Origin of the sequence: Bradyrhizobium sp. AUGA SZCCT0431, assembly GCF_018131065.1 — a bacterium.
Taxonomy (GTDB): Bacteria; Pseudomonadota; Alphaproteobacteria; order Rhizobiales; family Xanthobacteraceae; genus Bradyrhizobium.
Map to the genome: position 1 here is coordinate 130,079 of NZ_JAFCLR010000005.1, position 18,475 is coordinate 148,553.

Sequence of the window (18,475 nt, forward strand, 5' to 3'; positions counted from 1 at the left end):
GGCAACCGGCTCATGCTGCCTCGGAACGGATCGCGAGCGAGCGGCCGAACATCATGTCGGCGCGAATGCGCGCGGTGGGCTGGCGGGTGCGGATCAGTTCGAGATACCAGAGCGCGTCGCTGACGTCGCCGATCAGCACTGCGCCGGTCAGTCGTCCGTCCGCGACCACGAGCTTCTTGTAGGTGCCGTAGTTGAGATCGCTGAGCACGATGGTCTCGGAGCCCTCAGTGCCCACGAAATCACCCGCAGAGAACACGCTGACGCCGGAGACCTTCAGATTGGTCGCCACGATGCTGCCGCTATAAGAGGCGTCGCTGCCTGCGAGATGCCGCGCCAGCACGCGCGCCTGCTCATAGGCCGGCTCGACCAGGCCGTAGCAGATGCCGCGGTGTTCGGCGCATTCGCCGATCGCAAAGATGTCAGGCGCGCCGGTTCGCAGATGGTCATCGACGACGACGCCCCGGTTGACGGCGATGCCGGCTTCTTTTGCCAACGCGATGTTCGGCCTGATGCCCGCCGCGAAGATCGCGGCATCGGCATCGATACGGCGGCCGTCCGTCAGTTCGACGCCCTCGACCCGGGTTTCGCCATGGATGTGCGCGGTATTGGCGTTGAGCAGGATCTCGATGCCCTTGCGCTCGACCAGCGATTTCAACAGTTCCGCGGCGGGCGCATCGAGCTGGCGCTCCATCAGCCGGTCCATCAAATGAACCAGCGTCACCGGCGCGCCGGCCTTGGCGAGGCCGTAAGCCGCCTCCAGTCCGAGCAGACCGCCACCCACCACCACCACGCGCTTCTTCTGCGCAGCCAGTGTCAGCAGGAGATCGACGTCGCGGCTGTCGCGAAACGTGTGCACCCCGGCAAGATCGGCGCCGGGCACGTTGAGCCGCAACGGCGACGAACCCGTGGTCAGGATCAGTTTTGAAAACGGGATGCTTTCCTCGTTCGCGATCTTGACTTCGCGCCTACCGACATCGACCTCGGTGGCCCGGCAGCCATATTTCAGGGTGACGCCGCGGTCGCGCCACCATGAAGCGGGCCTGAGCTCGATATCGTGCGAAGCGGTCTCGCCGGCGAGAACCGACGACAGCAGCACGCGATTATACGCAAGCCGCGGTTCGTCCCCGATCACGGCAATGGCGTAGCGCCCGAGCGCAACCTTGGCCAGCTCGTCGACCAGACGCGCGGCAGCCATTCCGTTGCCCACAATGACCAGCGGCTCGCTCATGGCGTACCCTCACTCGGCGGCTTGAGCGCTGCCGTAGGCTTCCGAAATCATGTAACCGGACAGCGTGCCGTAGGCGGCGGTCCAGGCGGATGCCGTTTCCGGCGTCCAGGCGTCGCCGAGCCCCTTTTCCAGGGTCCACAGCAGGGCGCCGCCAACGACGGGGTAGTGCTCGGCCTTTGCGCCGTAATTGACATGGCGCTTGGCGAGCGCGCTCGCGGCGGGGAGCACGGCTTCGAGGTTGGTCAGTCCGCCCACGACGACGGCGAGCGTCGCCATCAGCTTCTTGCGCTGTTCGGTCATGTCGTCCGGAAACATCGCCCGGACGCCGGGGGCCACTTCAAACAGGCGGCCGTAGAACAAAACCGCCGCCTGCTCGGAAATCGGCGCGACCTTGGCGAAACTTTGCTGCACGAGTTTGACTTGCTCTGGCGTCATGTCGTTCTCCTGCCTCTTCCCAAGCTTTGCCCCGTTCGGGAGCGAAATCCTTCGCCCCGGCGGGAGCGAATTCCTTCGCCCCTGTGGGAGCAAAGCAAGAACTACGCCGCTTCGACGAAGCGGTGCCGCTCGTAAAGGAATTCGAGCACGCGCTGCCGGCACTTGAGGTAACCGGGGTTGGTTGCGAGCTCGAGCCGTTTGCGCGGACGCGCCAGCGGCACTTCCAGCACTTCGCCGATCCGCGCGCTCGGCCCGTTGGTCATCATCACGATGCGGTCCGACAGCAGCACGGCCTCGTCGACGTCGTGGGTGATCATCAGGATGGTGTTGCCGAGCTTCTGATGGAGCGCCATCACCGAGTCCTGCAGATGCGCGCGGGTCAGCGCGTCGAGCGCACCAAAGGGCTCGTCGAGCAGCAAGACCTTCGGCTCCATCGCGAGCGCCCGCGCGATACCGACGCGCTGCTTCATGCCGCCGGAGATTTCCGACGGGCGCTTGTCCTTGGCATGGGCCATCTGCACGAGGTTGAGATTGTGCATCACCCAGGCATCGCGCTCGCTGCGGGTCTTGCTCGAAGCGAACACCTTGTCGACGCCGAGGCGGACGTTTTCATAGACGGTCAGCCAGGGCAGCAGGCTGTGGTTCTGGAACACCACTGCGCGATCCGGTCCCGGCGAATTGACTTCGCGGTTTTCCAGCAGCACGCAGCCATTGGTGCAGTCGGTAAGGCCAGCCACGATGTTGAGCAGCGTGGACTTGCCGCATCCGGAATGACCGATGATCGAGACGTACTCGCCCTTGTCGATCGTCAGGTTGATTTCCTTCAGCACCTCGGTCGTGGCATTGCCGCGGGTGAAGGTCTTGTCGATGTGGTCGAGCTTCAGATAGGCCTGCATGATATGTTCCCTTCAGCCTGCGGAAGTGCCGCGGGTCACGATCTTGCCCAGTCCTGCGATCAATCGATCGAGCACGAAGCCGATAATGCCGACATAGAACAGCGCCAGGATGATTTCGCTGATGTGCGAGGAGTTCCAGGCGTCCCAGATGAAGAAGCCGATGCCGACGCCGCCGATCAGCATTTCAGCCGCGACGATCGCAAGCCAGGACAGGCCGATGCCGATGCGCAGGCCCGTGAAGATGTAGGGCGCGGCGGCCGGGATCATGATCTTGCCGAAGAACTCCAGCGGATTGAGCTGCACCACGGCGGCGACGTTGCGGTAATCCTGCGGGATGTTGCGGATGCCGACCGCGGTGTTGATGATGATCGGCCACACCGAGGTGATGAAGATGACGAAGATCGCCGAGGGCTGGCCGTCGCGGAACGCGGCCAGCGACAGCGGCAGCCACGCCAGCGGCGGGATGGTGCGCAGCACCTGGAACAGGGGATCGAGCCCGCGCATCGCCCAGACCGACTGGCCGACCAGCGTGCCGAGCGCGACGCCGACGATCGCAGCGATCGAATAGCCGAGCGCGACCCGCTGCAGACTTGCGGACAGGTGCCAGAACAGGCCCTTGTCGATGCCGCCACGATCGAAGAACGGATCGAAGATCAGTTCCTTGGTGTCCTTGAACACGCGCGAGGGCGGCGGCAGGGTCGAACCGGTGCGACGGCAGACCAGCTCCCAGAACAGCATCAGGAGCGCGATCACGATCAGCGGCGGCACGACGCGCACCGCGGTGTCCTTTGCCATCTTGCTGTATTTTTCGGCACGCGGCGGACGCTTCGGCGTCATCGTCACGACCGGGGTGGCAACCGGAGCTGCCGCGGGCGCAACAATCGCGGTGGCGGGTTCGGTCTTGATCGCAGGCATATTCATGGGAAATGCGTCTCCGTATTTAAATGGCAGGCCGCACGCCAAGGCGTGCGGCCTCACCAGGATCAGACATCAGCGCGCTTGATGGACAGCGACTTCAGGTACGCAGCCGGATCTTCCGGATCGAACACCTTGCCGTCGAAGAAGGTCTCCTTGCCGCGTGACTTCGAGGTCGGAATATCCGCCGCCGCAACGCCGAGCGCCTTGGCGGCATCGCGCCAGATGTCTTCGCGGTTGACCTTGGCGATCAGTCCCTTGGAGTCGAAGCCGGGCTCGAATTTGCCCCAGCGAATGTCCTCGGTCATGAACCAGAGATCGTGGCTCTGGAACGGATAGGAGGCGTGGTCGCGCCAGTACTTCATGATGTGCGGTGAGTTCTCGACCACCTTGCCGGTGCCATAGTCGAACTTGCCCTTGGCGCGATCGAGAATGTCCTCAACCGGGCAGTTGATCCACTGCCGCTTGCCCATGATGGTGGCGAGTTCTTCCTTGTTCTCCATCTTGTCGCACCATTGCTGCGCCTCCTGGATCGCCATGGTGATGGCCTGCGCAGCCTTCGGATTCTTGTCGACCCAGGCCGAACGCATCGCGAACGACTTCTCGGGGTGCTTGTTCCAGATCTCGCCGGTGTTGACCGCGGTGTAACCGATCTTCTGATGCACGAGCTGGCCGGGCCAGGGCTCGCCGACACAGAAGCAGTCCATGGTGCCGACCTTCATGTTGGCGACCATCTGCGGCGGCGGCACCGTAATGGTTTCGATGTCCTTGTCGGGATCGATGCCGCCGGCGGCGAGCCAGTAACGGAGCCACAGATCGTGCGTGCCGCCCGGGAACGTCATCGCGGCCTTGATCGGCTTGCCGGCAGCCTTCTTCTTTTCCAGTGCTTCCTTGAACGACTTGACGTCGATCCCGACCTTGAGATCGGCGTATTCGGCGGCGACCGAGATGCACTGCGCGTCGAGATTGAGCCGCGCCAGGATGTACATCGGCGTCGGCTGGTTGTTCTGCGTCACCTTGCCGGCCGAGATCAAATACGGCATCGGGGTCAGGATGTGCGCGCCATCGATGCCGTTGCCTTCCGAGCCCAGCACGAGGTTGTCGCGCGTGGTGCCCCAGGAGGCCTGCTTCTGCACGTCGACATCGGGCATGCCGTGTTTGGCGAACAGGCCCTTGTCCTTGGCCACGAACAAAGCGCCGGCATCGCTGAGCGCGATGAAGCCGAGCTTGGCCCCCTTCACTTCGGGCCCCGCCCCTTGCGCGAAAGCGCCGGCCGGGAAATTCAGCCTGGCCGCGGCCAGCAACGCCGCCGTGCCAGCGGTCGCTTTCAGGAGCCGGCGGCGGCTGAGGCCGCGTGAGGTCGGATGGGTGGGCTTCGTCATTTGTATCGCGCTCCTTTGCGTATGAACGGGGCCGTCCGATTGGTGCCGCCGCGCGAGGCGCAAAAAGGCGCGTTCCGGGGAGGCCCCGGAATGGCGGCGATACAATTCGGATGAGTGGTCTCAAGGGACGGCATCAATGGCGTCGGCACTAACTATTCAAGCTTCGTGCCAAGCCCTTTTCAGCGAAAAAAGCCTAATTATTTCAATTAATTGATGATTTGGCGAGGTGACGCCGAAGGATAGCTAGTCGCATTCTAAATTTGCGATTCGCTCAATTCTTGTGCGGCGCACAAGAATTGAGCAGGTACAAAAACAGTGGTTTCAGGCGTGCTCGGTGGCCTTGTCAGTCGTCTTGGCCATCATCGGTTTTGGGGCGGCGCCATCGCCCGGTTTCATCCTGAATTCGTAGGTCATCAGGTGCCACGGTGCGGCCGCGGGCTTGCCGTCCGGCATGACCGCGTCGGTGCGTTTTTCGATCTTCGCGACCAGTTCGTCCTTGACGCCGAACACCACGTCGGAATCGAGATATTTGTCGCCTTCCATGAACACATGGGTGATCAGCGGCTGATAGCCGGGCGCATCGACCAGGAAATGCACATGCGCCGGCCGCATCGCGTGCCGCCGGGTCTGGATGATCATTTCGCCGACCGGACCGTCGGTCGGGATCGGATAGCTGCACGGCAAAATGGTGCGGAAGAAGAACCGGCCGTCCGCATCGGTGACGAAGCGCGCCCGCGAGGAGGGTCCCTCCGTGGCATAAGACGCCTTCTGTGAATCGTAATAGCCCTCGTCGTCGGCGTGCCAGATATCGACAGGAACATTCGCCAGCGGCTTGCCCGCGAGGTCGGTGACGCGGCTCTGCACGAACATCCGCTCGCCCGGCAAATTGGCCGAGACGTCGGTGCCGTGCGGCATCACCTTGTGTTCGCCGACATAGAACGGCCCGAGCACGGTGGTCTCGGTGGCGCCCTCGCGTTCGCGGTGGTTGACGGCGTCGACCAGCATCGAGACCCCGAGCACGTCGGAGAGCAGGATGAACTCCTGGCGGATCGGGGTGCACTTCTGACCGGTCCGGGTCAGGAAATCGATCGCATATTCCCACTCCTCGAAGGTGAGATCGGTTCGGCTGACATAATCGTGCAGCGATTTCACCAGTTCCTGCAGCAGGAATTTCGCCCGCGGATCCGGCGTGTCTTCGAAGCTGCGGATCACGGCGGCGGTTAGTTCGGTCTCGTTGAATTGGGGCATTTTGGCTGTCCTGCGGGGTGCGCGATGGGCAGCCGAAAGCCTACACCACGGTTCCGGCCGGGGTAAGCAGGGGCGGTTGGAACGGGGCACACTTTTCGGCTATCAAGGCTCCCTCGCCAGCCGGAGATCAGCCCCGATGTTAGCCCCCACCCCCGCCTCGCCCGAGTCTGCCGGAATGTCGAAGCCGGCGCTTGACCGTCTCGAGAACCATCTCAAGCAGCGCTACATCGACGCCGGCCGCTTCCCGGGAACGCAGGTCCTGATCTACCGCCGCGGCAAGGTCGTGCACTCGACCGTGCAGGGCTTTGCCGACATCGAGCGCAAGGTTCCGGTCAAGGACGACACCATCTTCCGCATCTATTCGATGACCAAGCCGATCACGAGCGTGGCCTTCATGATGCTGCTCGAAGAGGGCCGCGTCGCGCTCGACGAGCCCGTCCATAAATACATTCCGGAATGGAAGAACCTCGGCGTGTTCCAGGCCGGCACCTTCCCGGCCTTCCTGACCAGGCCGCCGTCGCGGCCGATGCTGATCGTGGACCTGTTGCGGCACACCTCGGGTCTTACTTATGGCTTCCAGCAGCGCTCCAATGTCGACGCCGCCTATCGCGAGAACAAGATCGGCGAGGTCATCAAGGCCGGCACGCTGCAAAGCATGATCGAGGACCTCGCCAAAATCCCGCTGGAATTTTCGCCGGGCGAAGGCTGGAACTATTCGGTCGCCACCGACGTGGTCGGCTATCTGATCGGCAAGATCAGCGGCATGCCGTTCGAGCAGTTCCTGAAGGAACGCATCTTCAATCCGCTCGGCATGAACGACACCGACTTCTTCGTGCCGGCAGACAAGGCACATCGGTTCGCGGCCTGTTATTCCGCCGATCCGCAAGGCGGCTTCAACCCGCTGGCTGGCGATCGCAAGGGCACACTGACGCTGCAGGACGATCCGGCGACCAGTTCATTCCTGTCGCCGCCCTCCCTCATCTCCGGCGGCGGCGGCCTGTGCTCGACGGCGGCCGACTATCTCACCTTCTGCCGGGCGCTACTCAATGGCGGCGAGCTTGGCGGCGTCAGGCTGCTCGGCCCGAAGACGCTCAAGCTGATGACGTCGAACCATCTGCCCGGCGGCGTGGACCTGCCAGCGATGTCGCGTTCGCTGTTCAGCGAAGCCGCCTATAACGGCATCGGCTTTGGTCTCGGCTTTGCCGTCACCATGCATCCGGCGCAGACGCTGATTCCCGGCAGCCCCGGCGAATACAACTGGGGCGGTGCGGCGACGACGTCGTTCTTCATCGATCCAGCGGAAGAACTGATCACGATCTTCATGACGCAGGTGCTGCCGTCGAGCGCCTATCCGCTGCGGCGCGAGCTGCGCACTTTGGTGTATTCGGCGATCACCGACAGCAATCTCTAAAGCGTTTTCCAGCGAAGTGGACACCGGTTCGCGTCAAGAAAACGCGTCAAATTATGAATCTAGAGCCCCGTTCCGATTCAATCGGAACGGAAAAGGCTCTAGGCGGAAGCTTGACCCCGCCGCGCGGCCGCGGCGGGGGATGGACCGCGGCGACGGACCAGCTTTCTTCTCGTGCCCCGGATACAAGCAGTAGTATGCGCGCCGTGAGCGAGGCCCCATTTCTACTTTGCATGGGGTTGTTTTCGATATTTTGTGTCAGGGCCCTGCGGTACTTCTGGCTACTTCAGCATCTCCGGCACGATCAGCCGCGGCAGGAACAGCGATACGTTGGGCCAGATGATCAGCGCCGCCAGCACCAGCAGCATCGGCACCAGCATGATCACGGTGTCCTTGAGCGCATAGCGCAGCCTTACGCCGGCAATCGAACACGCGATCATCAGACATAACCCGTACGGCGGCGTCACCAGCCCGAACGCCAGTGAGACGATCGAGATGATCGCGAACTGCACCGGGTGCAGATCGACCGACCGCGCCAGCGGCTCCAGCACGGTACCGACGATCACGATCGCCGGAATGGCATCGAGGAAGCAGCCGACCACCAGAAAACAGAAGGCGATGAAGAAGCCCGCCGCGATCGGTCCCATGCCCCAGGTCGAAACGTTGGCGAGCAGCGCCTCCGGGATCTTGTAATAGGCAAGCAGCCAGCCGAACGCGCTGGCGGTGCCGACGCAGAACAGCGCGACTCCGGCGAGGCGCCCGGTATCGAGCAAGGCCCTGTAGAGTTCCTTCGCGCCGGTTTCCCGGTAGAAGAAAGCCGAGAGCGCTACCGAATACAGCACCGCGACGCAGGCGGACTCGGTCGCGGTGAACCAGCCGAGCAGAATGCCGCCAACGATGATGAACGGCGTGATCAGCGCTGGAATCGAGCGCCAGAGCGCACAACGCATCTCCACCCAGCTCGATTTTGGATAGGTCGGATAACCGCGGCGCACCGCATAGACGTGCACGGTCACCATCTGCGCGCCCGCGATCAACAGTCCCGGGATGATACCGGCCAGGTACATCGCCGCGATCGATGTCGAGATCAGCCCGCCCCACACGATCATCAGGATCGACGGCGGGATGATGACCGCGAGCACCGCCGACACCGCGGTGATGGCGATCGAGAACGAGAGGTCGTAGCCCTCCTTGGTCTGGGCATCGATGAAGATCTTCGACTGGCTCGCCGCATCCGCGGTCGAGGAGCCGGAGATGCCGGCAAAGAACACCGACAGCACCACGTTGATCTGCGCCAGCGAGCCTGGCCAGTGCCCGACCATGGCGCGCGAAAGCGCCACCAGGCGGTCGGTAATGCCTCCGATGCTCATCAGGTTCGCCGTCAGCAGGAAGAACGGCACCGACAGCAGGATGAAGGAATTGTAGGCGTTGAAGGTTTCCTGCGCGAGCATCATCATCGACAGCCGCGGCTCGATCAGCAGGACCGGCAGGCAGGCGAGCCCGAGCGCGAACGCGACCGGCACGCGGATGATCAATAGCCCGATGAAGGTGCCAAACAATACCAGCGCGGCCTCGCCGGAGGAGAGAACACTGCCGCTCATCGCTGAGCCCCCATCAGGATTCGCATTTCATCGACGATCTGTTCGCCCGCGAACGCGATCCATGTGAAGCCTGCCACCGGCCATGCGACGTGAATCAGCCAGAGCGGCAGATCGGCCAGCTCCGACGTCCTGTTCCAGGCGAAGCGCGTGAACTCGATGCCCGCCCACACGAACACCAGCGCCAGCGCCAGGATGCCGAGGCGCGCCAGGATCCGTACCAAAGCCTCGGAGCGCCGCGACAAATCGGGCCACACATCGACTTCGAAATGCTGCGCCTCCCTGACGCCGACCATGGCCCCGATCATGATGGTCCAGACGAACAGGAACCGCGCCATTTCCTCGGTCCAGATGTAGGACGGGATGAACGGCGTATAGCGCGAGATGATCTGCAGCGTGACGGGAATGACCAGGATTCCGACGCAGGCCGCCAGCAGGATTTCCAGCAATTTGCCATAGGCGCGCGTTAGCCGCCGCCACAGCGACGGGTTGAAATCGATCGGCAGTTCGGTCATTGGCGCCCCCGCGCGGTAACACTCATCAAACGGGGCAAGCGGTGAAGCTTGCCCCGAAACTCCGGTCTGCGACGCGCAGCTGTCTTATTTGAGCATGATCTCCGCGCAAACGCGTTCCGCGTTTGTCGCGAGGGAAAACCGGTACCCACTTTTCCGGATCATGCTCTAGGCGATGTTGATTTTTTCGAAGATGCCCTCGGCGCCGATTTCCTTGGCGTAGGTCGCCATCACGGGATCGGCGAGCTTCTTCATGGCGTCGCGCTCCTCGAACGGCACGCGCTTGAGCTTGCCCGCCTTCTCCAGCGCGTCGAGCTTGATGACTTCCTCACTCGACTCGAGCTTGCGGCCGAAGTCGCCGGCCTCCTTGCCCGCCTTCATGATGGCGTCCTGCAGATCCTTGGGCAGGGTCTTGAGCGTTTTGACCGAGAAGCAGATCGGGCGGATCGACACCGCGTGCTGGGTCAGATTGAGGTGCGGTGCCACTTCATAGAACTTCATCGCCTCGACGCCGGCGGCTTCGTTCTCACCGGCGGAGATCACGCCATTCTGGATGGCGTTGTAGACCTCGTTATAGGCGATGACCGTCGGAGACATGCCGGCGGCGGCAAACGTCTTCGACCAGATCGGCGCGCCCTGTACACGCACCTTGAGGCCCTTGATGTCGGCCAGATTTCTGAGCGGCTTGTTGGCGAAGATGTTGCGGATGCCGCCTCCGGAGTAGCCGACCAGCACCACCTCGGCCTTCGCGGCGACTTCGTCGGCGATCGGCGCCAGGATATTCGCTTCAACGACCTTGTTCATGTGGTCGATGCCCTTGAACACAAAGGGCGCATCGATGAACGGCGCCGCCTTGGCGAAGGTCGACATGTGGGCCGGCGAGACGATGCCGTAATCGACCGCCTTGCCCTGCGACATGTACTCGAAATACTGCTTCTCGAGACCGAGGGACGAGTTCTTGTGCAGCGTGAAATTGACGGGCTTGCCGTAATACTTCTTCACCAGCTCTTCGAACCGAACCAGCGCCTTGGTAAACGCGTGGTCGTCGTTGAACTGCACGGCGCCGTTCAGCGTGACTGGCGCCTGCGCTTTCAAAATGGATGGCATTCCAAGAACGCCCGCGGCCGCTGTCGCACCGAGCCCAGCCAATACTGTTCTGCGCTTCATGTTGTCCCTCCCTGTGCTCCGCCCTTGTACCGGGTCGTGAGCTTTGCCGACGTTGCGGCTTGCAATTTTCCGAGCGTATTCAAAAGAGCGCTGTGATGGAAGCTAATTCCAATGCGCGGATCGAACAGCATAGTGCTGCAGCGTACGCAATGATGCGGCGCACCACGCAGGCCGCCGCTCCGCTGCTCCAGGTGCTGTCGCTGACCAACGCGTTGCGGGACCGCGACTTCGACGGTTTCCGGCGCATCGTCACCGGCTTTCTCGAGCAATACGGCAGGGACGGCGTGGTGCTGGTGGCGGACCGCGAAGGGCGCCAGCTGTTCTCCTCGGTCACGACTGACACCGCCGCTCTTCAGCTGCGCAACAACCTCGACATTGTCGAGAAGGTCTTCGCGACCAAGCCTCCGCACTACTCGAACCTGTTCACCGGCGTGGTCAAGAAAAGCCTGATCGTGACGGTCGAAGTGCCGGTCATTCGCGACGGCGAGGCGCTCTACGACATATCGTTCAGCCCGCCGATCGAGATTTTTCAGGCCATGATCGAGCAGCAGCTTCCGGGCCAGGACTGGACGATCTCGATTTTTGACGGCGAAGGCATCAATTTCGCGCGTGTGCCGAACCTGCAGAATACCATCAGCCAGCGTGCATCGCCGTCGCTCTATGCGGAGCTGTTCCGCAAACCCGCAAAATACGGTGCGCTGTCGAACGACAGTGGAACCGTTGCGCTGGATTGGGAGATCATCGAGCAAAGCGATGGCCGCGAACTTCGGATGATCTGGACCGAATCCGGCGGTCCGCACGTTTCTGCGCCGGTGCAGCGCGGTTTCGGCTCGCGCCTGATCGAGCGCAGCGCGCGAGACCAGCTCGGCGGCGAAGCCACGGTCGACTTTCTGCCGCGCGGCGTCGTCTGCACGGTGACCGCGGCGCTCGAGCAGGAGACTTGAGCGGACGGCGATTTCGACCGCCACAAGCCGCGGCGCGTGTTCAAAGGGCCTATCCGGTGGATGTCATCGCAGGCTGGAGCCGGGATGGGGTTGCCCGCAACCAAAGAGCGACAACGAGTCGCACCGGCCAAGGCGCAGTGCAGTTCGACCGGTCGGGGAATTTTTGCGCAGGCCTATCGGGCCGAAGGCAGCGCTTATTTGATGAGCTTCAGATAAGGCGGCAACCGCGGGCCTGGTGCGGCCTTGGTGCTTTGCGCAGCCTGAGCATCCGTCACCATCAGGTCGCACAATGCCTTGAGTTCGGAATCCGTCACCCGATGCAGTTCCATCCGAAGCTCGAGAATGGCCAGTGACAGCAATCTCGCGGTCTCCGCGCTGGCCTTATCCATCAGAAACGCCCGACATTCCTCCAGCGTTGCGAGGAGCGACAGCAATCGTTCTTCTGAATGGGCCGCCGGCATTTTGTCAGTTCCCGAGCTTGCAAGGTAGATTGGAGGCGGTCCAGATCGTCGCTTCATGAGCCTCTCCACGAAAAGGCACCCAAAATAATTCGGCCGCTGTCACGCAATGGATCGTGTGAGAGCCTGACCTGATGATCCCGAAGTTTTACTCAATTGTCCAGCGCGCTATCGATTTGAAAATCGTATCGACCGTGCTGTATTTTTCTAAATATCACGGTTGAGGCATGCGCGCGATACAAGCCACGGGAAGTCCTCGTGTAGACCTGAAGAGGTATTTCATCGGCCCACAACCCGCCACAAATATCCGTAGAAGTACCGGGTACACAGGCGCTACACGGTAAGTATGCTCCCAAAATCTGTGGCAAGTGAACTCGCGGTGGTTGTAGTTTGTCGAATAGTTTGCCAAATGTAGGGGTGCGGGGTTTTGCTAAATTATGCCCCGGGCGCCAATGGCTGGAGGCAGCCGACGACGCCGGTATCAGGGTGTTTCCAATGCGCAAATGCGTTGGCTGCCATCCCGCAATCACTCGATATCCCGTGGTTCTAACGACGAACTCACGATCCAGACGAACTTAACGCGGTAAATGCGGATGAACCCCTGGCCTAATCGCTCAGGGTTTCCCGATCGAAGGACGGTAAAACCAGAATGAAAACATCAGCAGCAAAGAAGATGAAGCAGCGCAGTGCCGGCAAACCCGACATTGAATTGGGCAAGCGGATTCGCCTGCGGCGTGTTGAGCAGAAGATCTCGCAAGCAGAGCTTGGCGACAAGCTCGGCGTCAGCTTCCAGCAGGTCCAGAAGTACGAGAAGGGCGTCAACCGTGTCGGCGCAGCTCGTCTTCAGCAGATCGCTACCGCGCTCGATGTGCCCGTCACCTTCTTCTACGACGGCGACGGCAAGGCGCGTGAGGTCGAGAGCCTGCTGTTCCTCGACAGCGCTTTCAGCCTGCGGTTGTTGCGAGCCTACAGCAAGATCAAGGACCAGACCGTACAACGTCAGCTGGTGTCCTTGATGGAATCGATCGCAGCGAACGAAGACTGATCGGTTGCCTGGTGTTTTCGCGCGGACCGGGGGCCGGTTCGCGCGACGAACACGCGTGAAAAAAAGTATGCGTCAAAAAAGTGTGCGTCAGAAAAATACGCCGCGAAAAACCACGCCTCCAACAACCACGCCGTCGACAAATCCACGCCTTCGACAATAGAGCCCGGTTGCGACTCCGTCAGAACCGAAACGGCTCTAGCTTCCGGCGCCGCGCACACGATCGATCAGCCCAAGCGGATCGTCCGGCACCCGAACGCCCCGCCAGGCCACGTGCTGGTCCGGCCGCGACAACACCAGACCCGACTGCACCAGACCGTTGCCATCATCGGTGGCAATGTCCGCTCCCTCGACATCGAGCACCCCAAGCGGCACACCCCTCACGCGAGCCGCCGCCTCGAGCGCCGCGACGTCTGCGGCTGAATCGAACCTCAACAGCGTAAACCCCTCGCCCATGGCGTCGTAAATCGAACTGCCATCGGCGCGCCGGAAATGCGGCGTGCGGCAGCCCGGGACCGTCGAGGGTGTATAGAGGCTCATCGTGTAGGCCGGCGCCTCAGTGCCGTCATAGGCGATGATCGGCGAGCGATCGTAATAGGTGCCGAAATTGAGGCCGGCGCAGGCATATTGCTGGACGTTGATCTCATAGGTGAGCCGGCCGATTTCTTTGCGCACGCGCTCGCCTTCCGGACCCGCCGCCTCGATGTCTGCTGGCACAGCCCCTCGGCGGCGAATTTCGGCTTCCGCATGCGACATCGCAAACCGTGACACCTGGCTGGTGATCGGCCAGCGTTCCGCCTCATAGGCGTCGAGGATGGAGGGTGGCGCCCAGCCGTTGAGATGCGCCGCCAGCAGCCACGACAGATTCATGGCGTCCGCAATCCCTGCGTTCATGCCGTAGCCGGCGTAGGGCACCCAGACATGCGCGGCATCGCCGGCGATGAAGGCGCAGCGATCACGAAACTTGCTGGCGATCAGCCGGCGGCCGTACCAGTCTTCCCTTGAGAGGATGTCGTAGTTGAAATCATCGTCCACGCCGAGGATGATACGCAGACAGGCATCGCGGTCGACCTCGTCGAAACCGCCCTCGCCCGGCTTCATGTAATTATGCACGAGCCAGCGCTCGCGGCCGTCGATCGCATACACCATGCCCGAGCGGCGCGGGTTGATGGCACCGGTGCCCCACGCCCGCTCGCTCTGCTGGCGATCGATCAGCCCGGGTGCGCGAATGTAGGTCGACTGCACGCGCTGGATCACGGCATCACCGGACAATTCGGCGCCGATCGCCTTGCGAACGATCGAGCGCGCGCCGTCGCAACCGATCAGGTAACGGCAATTCACCGTTCTCACGGCGCCGGTGTCGAGGTCGCGCAAGCTCATGCGCGCGCCGGTGTCTTCCACCACGACGTCCTCGACCGAGGTCCGATTGATGATGCGGATGCGCGATTGCGCCGCCGCATGCGCAAACAGGATCGGCTCCAGAAAAATCTGGTTGATGCGGTGTGGCGGCTCCGGCGTCGGCCAGTTGCAGTCCGGGCCATCGGTTGCCGTGAAGCGGTCGCGCCGGCAGGGGATGTGAATCCGCGTCAGCTCCTGCCCGGTAAACGAGGTGCGGTAGCTGATGTCGTGCGGATAATCCGCGGGCAATCCGGCATTGCGGATTGTTTCGGCGAGGCCCAGCCGGCGGAAGATCTCCATGGTGCGGGCGGCGACGTGGTTGCATTTCGGCTCCGGCGGCGCCGCGGGCGCCCGCGTTTCCACCACCGTCACGTCGATGCCCCGCCACGCCAGATCGATCGCAAGCGTGAGCCCGACCGGTCCGGCGCCAACGATCAGCACATTGGTGTCATTCATGTCGGACACTGACCGTGCGCTTGCAAGGGAGCCATTACAGAGGACTTCTTGGCAGAGGAATTCTTGGCAGTTAACTTCTTGTTATTCGAGTTCGGCGCCGGAGTTCTTGACGATCACGGCCCAGCGCTCGACCTCGGTGCCGATGTAGGCGGCAAAACTGTCCGGTGTCGATGGCGGCAGCGGCTCCAGCGAAAGCTTTATCAACCTCTCCCGCGTTGGCGCGTCAACCATCAGCTTCGCGAGTTGCGCCGCCAATGCATCGACGATCGGCCGCGGCGTGCCCGCCGGCGCGACCACGCCCTGCCAAGCCACCAGTTCAAAGCCGGCGAGGCCCGCCTCGGCAAGGGTGGGAATATCAGGCGCAATCGAAACGCGCTTGGGCGTCGTCACGCCGAGCACCCTGACCTTGCCTTCGCGAATCTGTTGCAGCGCCGGCTGCAGGTCCACCACCATGAAGGGGATATGCCCCGCGATCACATCGAGCATCGCCGGTACGCTGCCGCGATACGGCACGTGGCGGACATCGATTCCGGCTGATGACTTCAGCATTTCGGCGCCGAGATGTTGCGGACTTCCATTGCCGGCCGAGCCGTAGCTGAGGCCCGGTTTTGATTTGGCGTAGGCGATGAACTCCGGCAGCGTCTTGGCCGGGATCATCGGATTGATGATCAGCGCAAAGGGCACGCCGGCCACAAGGCCGATCGGCGCAAAGTCCTTCGTGGGGTCATAGGGTAATTTCCTGTACAGCGTCTTGTTGATGGCGAGCGTGGTCGAGGTCGCCATCAACAGCGTGTAGCCGTCGGGCTCGGACTTTGCGACCAGGTCCGCGCCCAGCGTCGTACCGGCCCCCGGCTTGTTCTCGACAATGACGGTCGCATCCAGGCCGCTCCTGAGCTGGTCGGTGACCAGCCGGCCAAGCAGGTCGGTGGTGCCGCCCGGCGGATAGGGCACGATCATTTTGATGGTCCGGTTGGGATAGGCCGCCTGAGCCTGCGCCTGCGAAACGGCCAGCCAGGCCAGCCCGCCGCCGCATCCCGCAATCGCTTCACGGCGCGTCAACGGCATGCATTCCTCCCGAGAGTCGTTCTTCTTGTCTGTTGCGAACCACCATATCACGCCACAGCGAAAACGCATGGCAGGATTGGGCGTGATTCCAGACCTTGCCCGGGATCGCCGAACCGTGGCACGACAGCCGAGCGCACCTGATGATTTTTTTCACCACGGCCGGCGGACCAAGCCATAGCGCGGCCCGCTTCATCGATTCCTGGACCCGAAGTGGAACCCAACCGATGCTAGATGTTCTCAAGAGCACCGAGAAATCCTACGCCGACGGCAAGATCCTGCAGAGCGTCAGCGACGGCGTCGGGGTCATCACCTTCAACAATCCCGAGAAGCGCAACGCGATGTCGCTCGAGATGTGGGAAGGGCTCGGCAGCGCGCTGATCGAATTGCGCGACAATCCCGAAACCCGCGTCGTGATCATGGCCGGCGCTGGCGACAAGGCGTTCGTCTCGGGCGCCGACATCAGCCAGTTCGAAAAGACCCGCCACAACGCCGAAGCGTCCGAGGCTTACTCCAGGCGCAGCGCCGCGCAACGCGCGCTGCTGGCGGACTATCCGAAGCCGACGATCGCCTGCATCCGGGGCTTCTGCCTCGGCGGCGGCATGCAGGTCGCGATGCTGGCGGACATCCGCCTTGCGGCCGACAACAGCCAGTTCGGCATTCCCGCCGCCAAACTCGGCATCGCCTATGGCTATGACGGGCTCAAGCACCTGGTCTCGCTGGTCGGGCCGTCCTGGGCGCGGCTCATCATGTATACGGGCATGCGGATCGACTCCACCGAAGCGCTGCGGATCGGCCTGGTCGATCGCGTCTTGCCCGGGCCTGATTTGTGGGACGCGACCATGGAGATCGCGCGCACGATTTCCGGCAACGCGCCGCTCGCGATCAAGGCCGCCAAGGTCACCATCGCCGAGGTGCTGAAAGACGAAAGCCATCGCGACATCGACGCGATCAAGCAGATCGGCACCGCCTGCATGGACTCTGAGGATTTTCGCGAGGGCCGCACTGCGTTCATGGAAAAGCGCAAGCCGAAGTTCAAGGGCAAGTAACGGGAGCGGCAGCCGCCCTATTCCGTCATTGCGAGCGAAGCGAAGCAATCCATGTCGCAGCAAAAAAAAGAATGGATTCCTTCATCGCTGCGCTCCCTTGCACAAACGCTTCGCATTTGTTGCAGGCAATGACGAAATTCCCTAAAGCGCCGCCAGCACCGCCTTCGTGATATCCGCGGTGCCGTTGCCGCCGCCGAATTCCATCGGCTTGATTCCATCCGCATACGCCCTGTCGACCGCGCGCTCGATGCGCTCGCCGGCTTCGGCGACGTTCTCGAGACCGTGCTTGTCGGCGAGCCAATCCAGCATCATCGCCGCCGAAAGGATCATGGCCGTTGGATTGGCCTTGCCCTGCCCCATGATATCGGGCGCCGTGCCGTGGCAGGGCTGGAACACCGCGTGGCGGTCGCCGATATCCGCCGATGGCGCCATGCCGAGGCCGCCGATCAGGCCGGCAGCGAGGTCGGAAAGAATATCGCCGAACATGTTCTCCGTCACCATGACGTCGAAATCCCAGGGACGCTTCACCATCATGAGCGAACAGGCATCGACGTAAACCCGTTCGGCCCTGACATCAGGGTGGCGCTTGGCGGCCTCATCGAACATCCCGCGGAAGAACGCGAACGCCCTGAACACATTTGCCTTGTCGACACAGGTTAGCCCGCCATTCGCACGGCCGCGCGCCTTGCGGCGTTCGGCGAGGCGGAACGAAAACTCGAACAGCCGTTCCGAGGTCTTGCGGGTGATGACGAGCGTCTCGCGCGCCTCGGTATCGGTCACGACGCCCTTGCCCATCGACGCGAACAGGCCTTCGGTGGACTCCCTGATCAGAACAAGATCGATGCCCTTCTGATCGGCGCCGACGATCGGGCTCGGCACGCCTGGAATCAGCCGCGCCGGGCGCACGCCGGCATAGAGATCGAAATGCATGCGCAGTTCGATCTGCGGCGCGATCTCGGTGTTGTCGGGGTAGCGAACCGACGGCAGACCACAGGCGCCGAGCAGGATGGCGTCGGCTTCTTCGCACAGCCGCACCGTACTGTCCGGCATCGATTTTCCCGTCGCCAGATAATTATTGGCGCCAGCCGGCGTGTCGGTGAAGCGAAATTTTATATCCGTTGTCGCCTCGATCTTTCGCAAGACTTCGAGCGCCGGGGCCATCACTTCAGGGCCGATGCCATCGCCGCCGAGTACGGCGATGTGGAGTGCGTTATTGGCGGACATGGGAATTCCTTACTGTATTGGCGTCATTGCGAGCAAAGCGAAGCAATCCATTG

Annotated in this window: 17 protein-coding genes; 4 read left to right on the forward strand and 13 right to left on the reverse strand. The window is 62.4% G+C overall.

All coding sequences use genetic code 11. The features are described from left to right. Positions 1-10: 10 nt before the first annotated feature. From JQ567_RS06390 to JQ567_RS06415, 6 genes are all read right to left on the reverse strand, one after another. Positions 11-1,228, reverse strand: coding sequence for an NAD(P)/FAD-dependent oxidoreductase (locus JQ567_RS06390; RefSeq protein ID WP_212438026.1), 1,218 nt, complete (start codon positions 1,226-1,228; stop codon positions 11-13). A gap of 9 nt (positions 1,229-1,237) precedes the next feature. Next, positions 1,238-1,663, reverse strand: a complete 426-nt coding sequence (locus JQ567_RS06395; protein WP_212265047.1) for a globin family protein — start codon at positions 1,661-1,663, stop codon at positions 1,238-1,240. A 101-nt stretch (positions 1,664-1,764) separates the two neighbouring features. After that, on the reverse strand, positions 1,765-2,559 hold the full coding sequence (locus JQ567_RS06400; RefSeq protein WP_192734817.1) for an ABC transporter ATP-binding protein: 795 nt from the start codon (positions 2,557-2,559) through the stop codon (positions 1,765-1,767). A gap of 12 nt (positions 2,560-2,571) precedes the next feature. After that, a complete protein-coding gene (gene ntrB / locus JQ567_RS06405) occupies positions 2,572-3,480 on the reverse strand; it encodes a nitrate ABC transporter permease (protein ID WP_212438027.1) in 909 nt (302 codons plus the stop codon). Positions 3,481-3,542: 62 nt separating this feature from the next. After that, positions 3,543-4,856, reverse strand: coding sequence for a CmpA/NrtA family ABC transporter substrate-binding protein (locus tag JQ567_RS06410; protein ID WP_212438028.1), 1,314 nt, complete (start codon positions 4,854-4,856; stop codon positions 3,543-3,545). 321 nt (positions 4,857-5,177) lie between these two features. After that, a complete protein-coding gene (locus JQ567_RS06415; RefSeq protein WP_212438029.1) occupies positions 5,178-6,104 on the reverse strand; it encodes a dioxygenase in 927 nt (308 codons plus the stop codon). 136 nt (positions 6,105-6,240) lie between these two features. Here JQ567_RS06415 and JQ567_RS06420 point away from each other — a divergent pair, with 136 nt between their 5' ends. Then, positions 6,241-7,515 (forward strand): serine hydrolase, encoded by a 1,275-nt coding sequence (locus JQ567_RS06420; protein WP_212438030.1) that lies wholly within the window; start codon positions 6,241-6,243, stop codon positions 7,513-7,515. A gap of 278 nt (positions 7,516-7,793) precedes the next feature. On the opposite strand, the gene JQ567_RS06425 is transcribed toward JQ567_RS06420, so the two are convergent. The 3 genes from JQ567_RS06425 to JQ567_RS06435 form a co-directional block, all read right to left on the reverse strand. Beyond that, positions 7,794-9,113 (reverse strand): TRAP transporter large permease, encoded by a 1,320-nt coding sequence (locus tag JQ567_RS06425; protein ID WP_212438031.1) that lies wholly within the window; start codon positions 9,111-9,113, stop codon positions 7,794-7,796. Continuing rightward, positions 9,110-9,625 (reverse strand): TRAP transporter small permease, encoded by a 516-nt coding sequence (locus JQ567_RS06430; protein WP_212438032.1) that lies wholly within the window; start codon positions 9,623-9,625, stop codon positions 9,110-9,112. The genes JQ567_RS06425 and JQ567_RS06430 overlap by 4 nt, the downstream gene beginning before the upstream one ends. Before the next feature lie 165 nt (positions 9,626-9,790). Beyond that, positions 9,791-10,789, reverse strand: a complete 999-nt coding sequence (locus JQ567_RS06435; protein ID WP_212438033.1) for a TRAP transporter substrate-binding protein — start codon at positions 10,787-10,789, stop codon at positions 9,791-9,793. A 149-nt stretch (positions 10,790-10,938) separates the two neighbouring features. Here JQ567_RS06435 and JQ567_RS06440 point away from each other — a divergent pair, with 149 nt between their 5' ends. Continuing rightward, on the forward strand, positions 10,939-11,733 hold the full coding sequence (locus JQ567_RS06440) for a sensor histidine kinase (RefSeq protein ID WP_249165296.1): 795 nt from the start codon (positions 10,939-10,941) through the stop codon (positions 11,731-11,733). Between the two features lie 194 nt (positions 11,734-11,927). On the opposite strand, the gene JQ567_RS06445 is transcribed toward JQ567_RS06440, so the two are convergent. Further along, the gene (locus JQ567_RS06445) at positions 11,928-12,194 is read right to left on the reverse strand and encodes a hypothetical protein (protein ID WP_212438034.1); all 267 of its coding nucleotides are present in this window, start codon (positions 12,192-12,194) and stop codon (positions 11,928-11,930) included. A 646-nt stretch (positions 12,195-12,840) separates the two neighbouring features. On the opposite strand from JQ567_RS06445, the gene JQ567_RS06450 reads away from it, so the two are divergent. Continuing rightward, positions 12,841-13,236 (forward strand): helix-turn-helix domain-containing protein, encoded by a 396-nt coding sequence (locus JQ567_RS06450; protein WP_192734827.1) that lies wholly within the window; start codon positions 12,841-12,843, stop codon positions 13,234-13,236. Between the two features lie 195 nt (positions 13,237-13,431). Here JQ567_RS06450 and JQ567_RS06455 read toward each other — a convergent pair whose 3' ends face one another. Beyond that, positions 13,432-15,087 (reverse strand): FAD-dependent oxidoreductase, encoded by a 1,656-nt coding sequence (locus tag JQ567_RS06455; protein ID WP_212438035.1) that lies wholly within the window; start codon positions 15,085-15,087, stop codon positions 13,432-13,434. Between the two features lie 81 nt (positions 15,088-15,168). Continuing rightward, positions 15,169-16,152 (reverse strand): tripartite tricarboxylate transporter substrate binding protein, encoded by a 984-nt coding sequence (locus JQ567_RS06460; RefSeq protein ID WP_212438036.1) that lies wholly within the window; start codon positions 16,150-16,152, stop codon positions 15,169-15,171. A gap of 224 nt (positions 16,153-16,376) precedes the next feature. On the opposite strand from JQ567_RS06460, the gene JQ567_RS06465 reads away from it, so the two are divergent. Then, positions 16,377-17,198: an enoyl-CoA hydratase gene (locus JQ567_RS06465; protein ID WP_212438037.1), complete on the forward strand. Its 822-nt coding sequence runs from the start codon at positions 16,377-16,379 to the stop codon at positions 17,196-17,198. Positions 17,199-17,339: 141 nt separating this feature from the next. Here the strand turns inward: JQ567_RS06465 and JQ567_RS06470 are convergent, their stop codons facing one another. Continuing rightward, complete coding sequence (locus JQ567_RS06470) at positions 17,340-18,422, reverse strand: isocitrate/isopropylmalate dehydrogenase family protein (protein WP_212438038.1); 1,083 nt, start codon at positions 18,420-18,422, stop codon at positions 17,340-17,342. Positions 18,423-18,475: the final 53 nt, after the last annotated feature.

What these genes read in the sequence shown, in the direction of transcription:
- JQ567_RS06410 (WP_212438028.1), bottom strand. Translation starts at nt 4,856, where the DNA reads ATGACGAAGCCCACCCATCCGACCTCACGCGGCCTCAGCCGCCGCCGG.
- JQ567_RS06465 (WP_212438037.1), top strand. Translation starts at nt 16,377, where the DNA reads ATGCTAGATGTTCTCAAGAGCACCGAGAAATCCTACGCCGACGGCAAG.
- JQ567_RS06400 (WP_192734817.1), bottom strand. Translation starts at nt 2,559, where the DNA reads ATGCAGGCCTATCTGAAGCTCGACCACATCGACAAGACCTTCACCCGC.
- JQ567_RS06415 (WP_212438029.1), bottom strand. Translation starts at nt 6,104, where the DNA reads ATGCCCCAATTCAACGAGACCGAACTAACCGCCGCCGTGATCCGCAGC.
- JQ567_RS06460 (WP_212438036.1), bottom strand. Translation starts at nt 16,152, where the DNA reads ATGCCGTTGACGCGCCGTGAAGCGATTGCGGGATGCGGCGGCGGGCTG.
- JQ567_RS06430 (WP_212438032.1), bottom strand. Translation starts at nt 9,625, where the DNA reads ATGACCGAACTGCCGATCGATTTCAACCCGTCGCTGTGGCGGCGGCTA.
- JQ567_RS06390 (WP_212438026.1), bottom strand. Translation starts at nt 1,228, where the DNA reads ATGAGCGAGCCGCTGGTCATTGTGGGCAACGGAATGGCTGCCGCGCGT.
- JQ567_RS06435 (WP_212438033.1), bottom strand. Translation starts at nt 10,789, where the DNA reads ATGAAGCGCAGAACAGTATTGGCTGGGCTCGGTGCGACAGCGGCCGCG.
- JQ567_RS06455 (WP_212438035.1), bottom strand. Translation starts at nt 15,087, where the DNA reads ATGAATGACACCAATGTGCTGATCGTTGGCGCCGGACCGGTCGGGCTC.
- JQ567_RS06445 (WP_212438034.1), bottom strand. Translation starts at nt 12,194, where the DNA reads ATGCCGGCGGCCCATTCAGAAGAACGATTGCTGTCGCTCCTCGCAACG.
- JQ567_RS06425 (WP_212438031.1), bottom strand. Translation starts at nt 9,113, where the DNA reads ATGAGCGGCAGTGTTCTCTCCTCCGGCGAGGCCGCGCTGGTATTGTTT.
- ntrB (WP_212438027.1), bottom strand. Translation starts at nt 3,480, where the DNA reads ATGAATATGCCTGCGATCAAGACCGAACCCGCCACCGCGATTGTTGCG.
- JQ567_RS06450 (WP_192734827.1), top strand. Translation starts at nt 12,841, where the DNA reads ATGAAAACATCAGCAGCAAAGAAGATGAAGCAGCGCAGTGCCGGCAAA.
- JQ567_RS06395 (WP_212265047.1), bottom strand. Translation starts at nt 1,663, where the DNA reads ATGACGCCAGAGCAAGTCAAACTCGTGCAGCAAAGTTTCGCCAAGGTC.
- JQ567_RS06470 (WP_212438038.1), bottom strand. Translation starts at nt 18,422, where the DNA reads ATGTCCGCCAATAACGCACTCCACATCGCCGTACTCGGCGGCGATGGC.
- JQ567_RS06420 (WP_212438030.1), top strand. Translation starts at nt 6,241, where the DNA reads ATGTTAGCCCCCACCCCCGCCTCGCCCGAGTCTGCCGGAATGTCGAAG.
- JQ567_RS06440 (WP_249165296.1), top strand. Translation starts at nt 10,939, where the DNA reads ATGATGCGGCGCACCACGCAGGCCGCCGCTCCGCTGCTCCAGGTGCTG.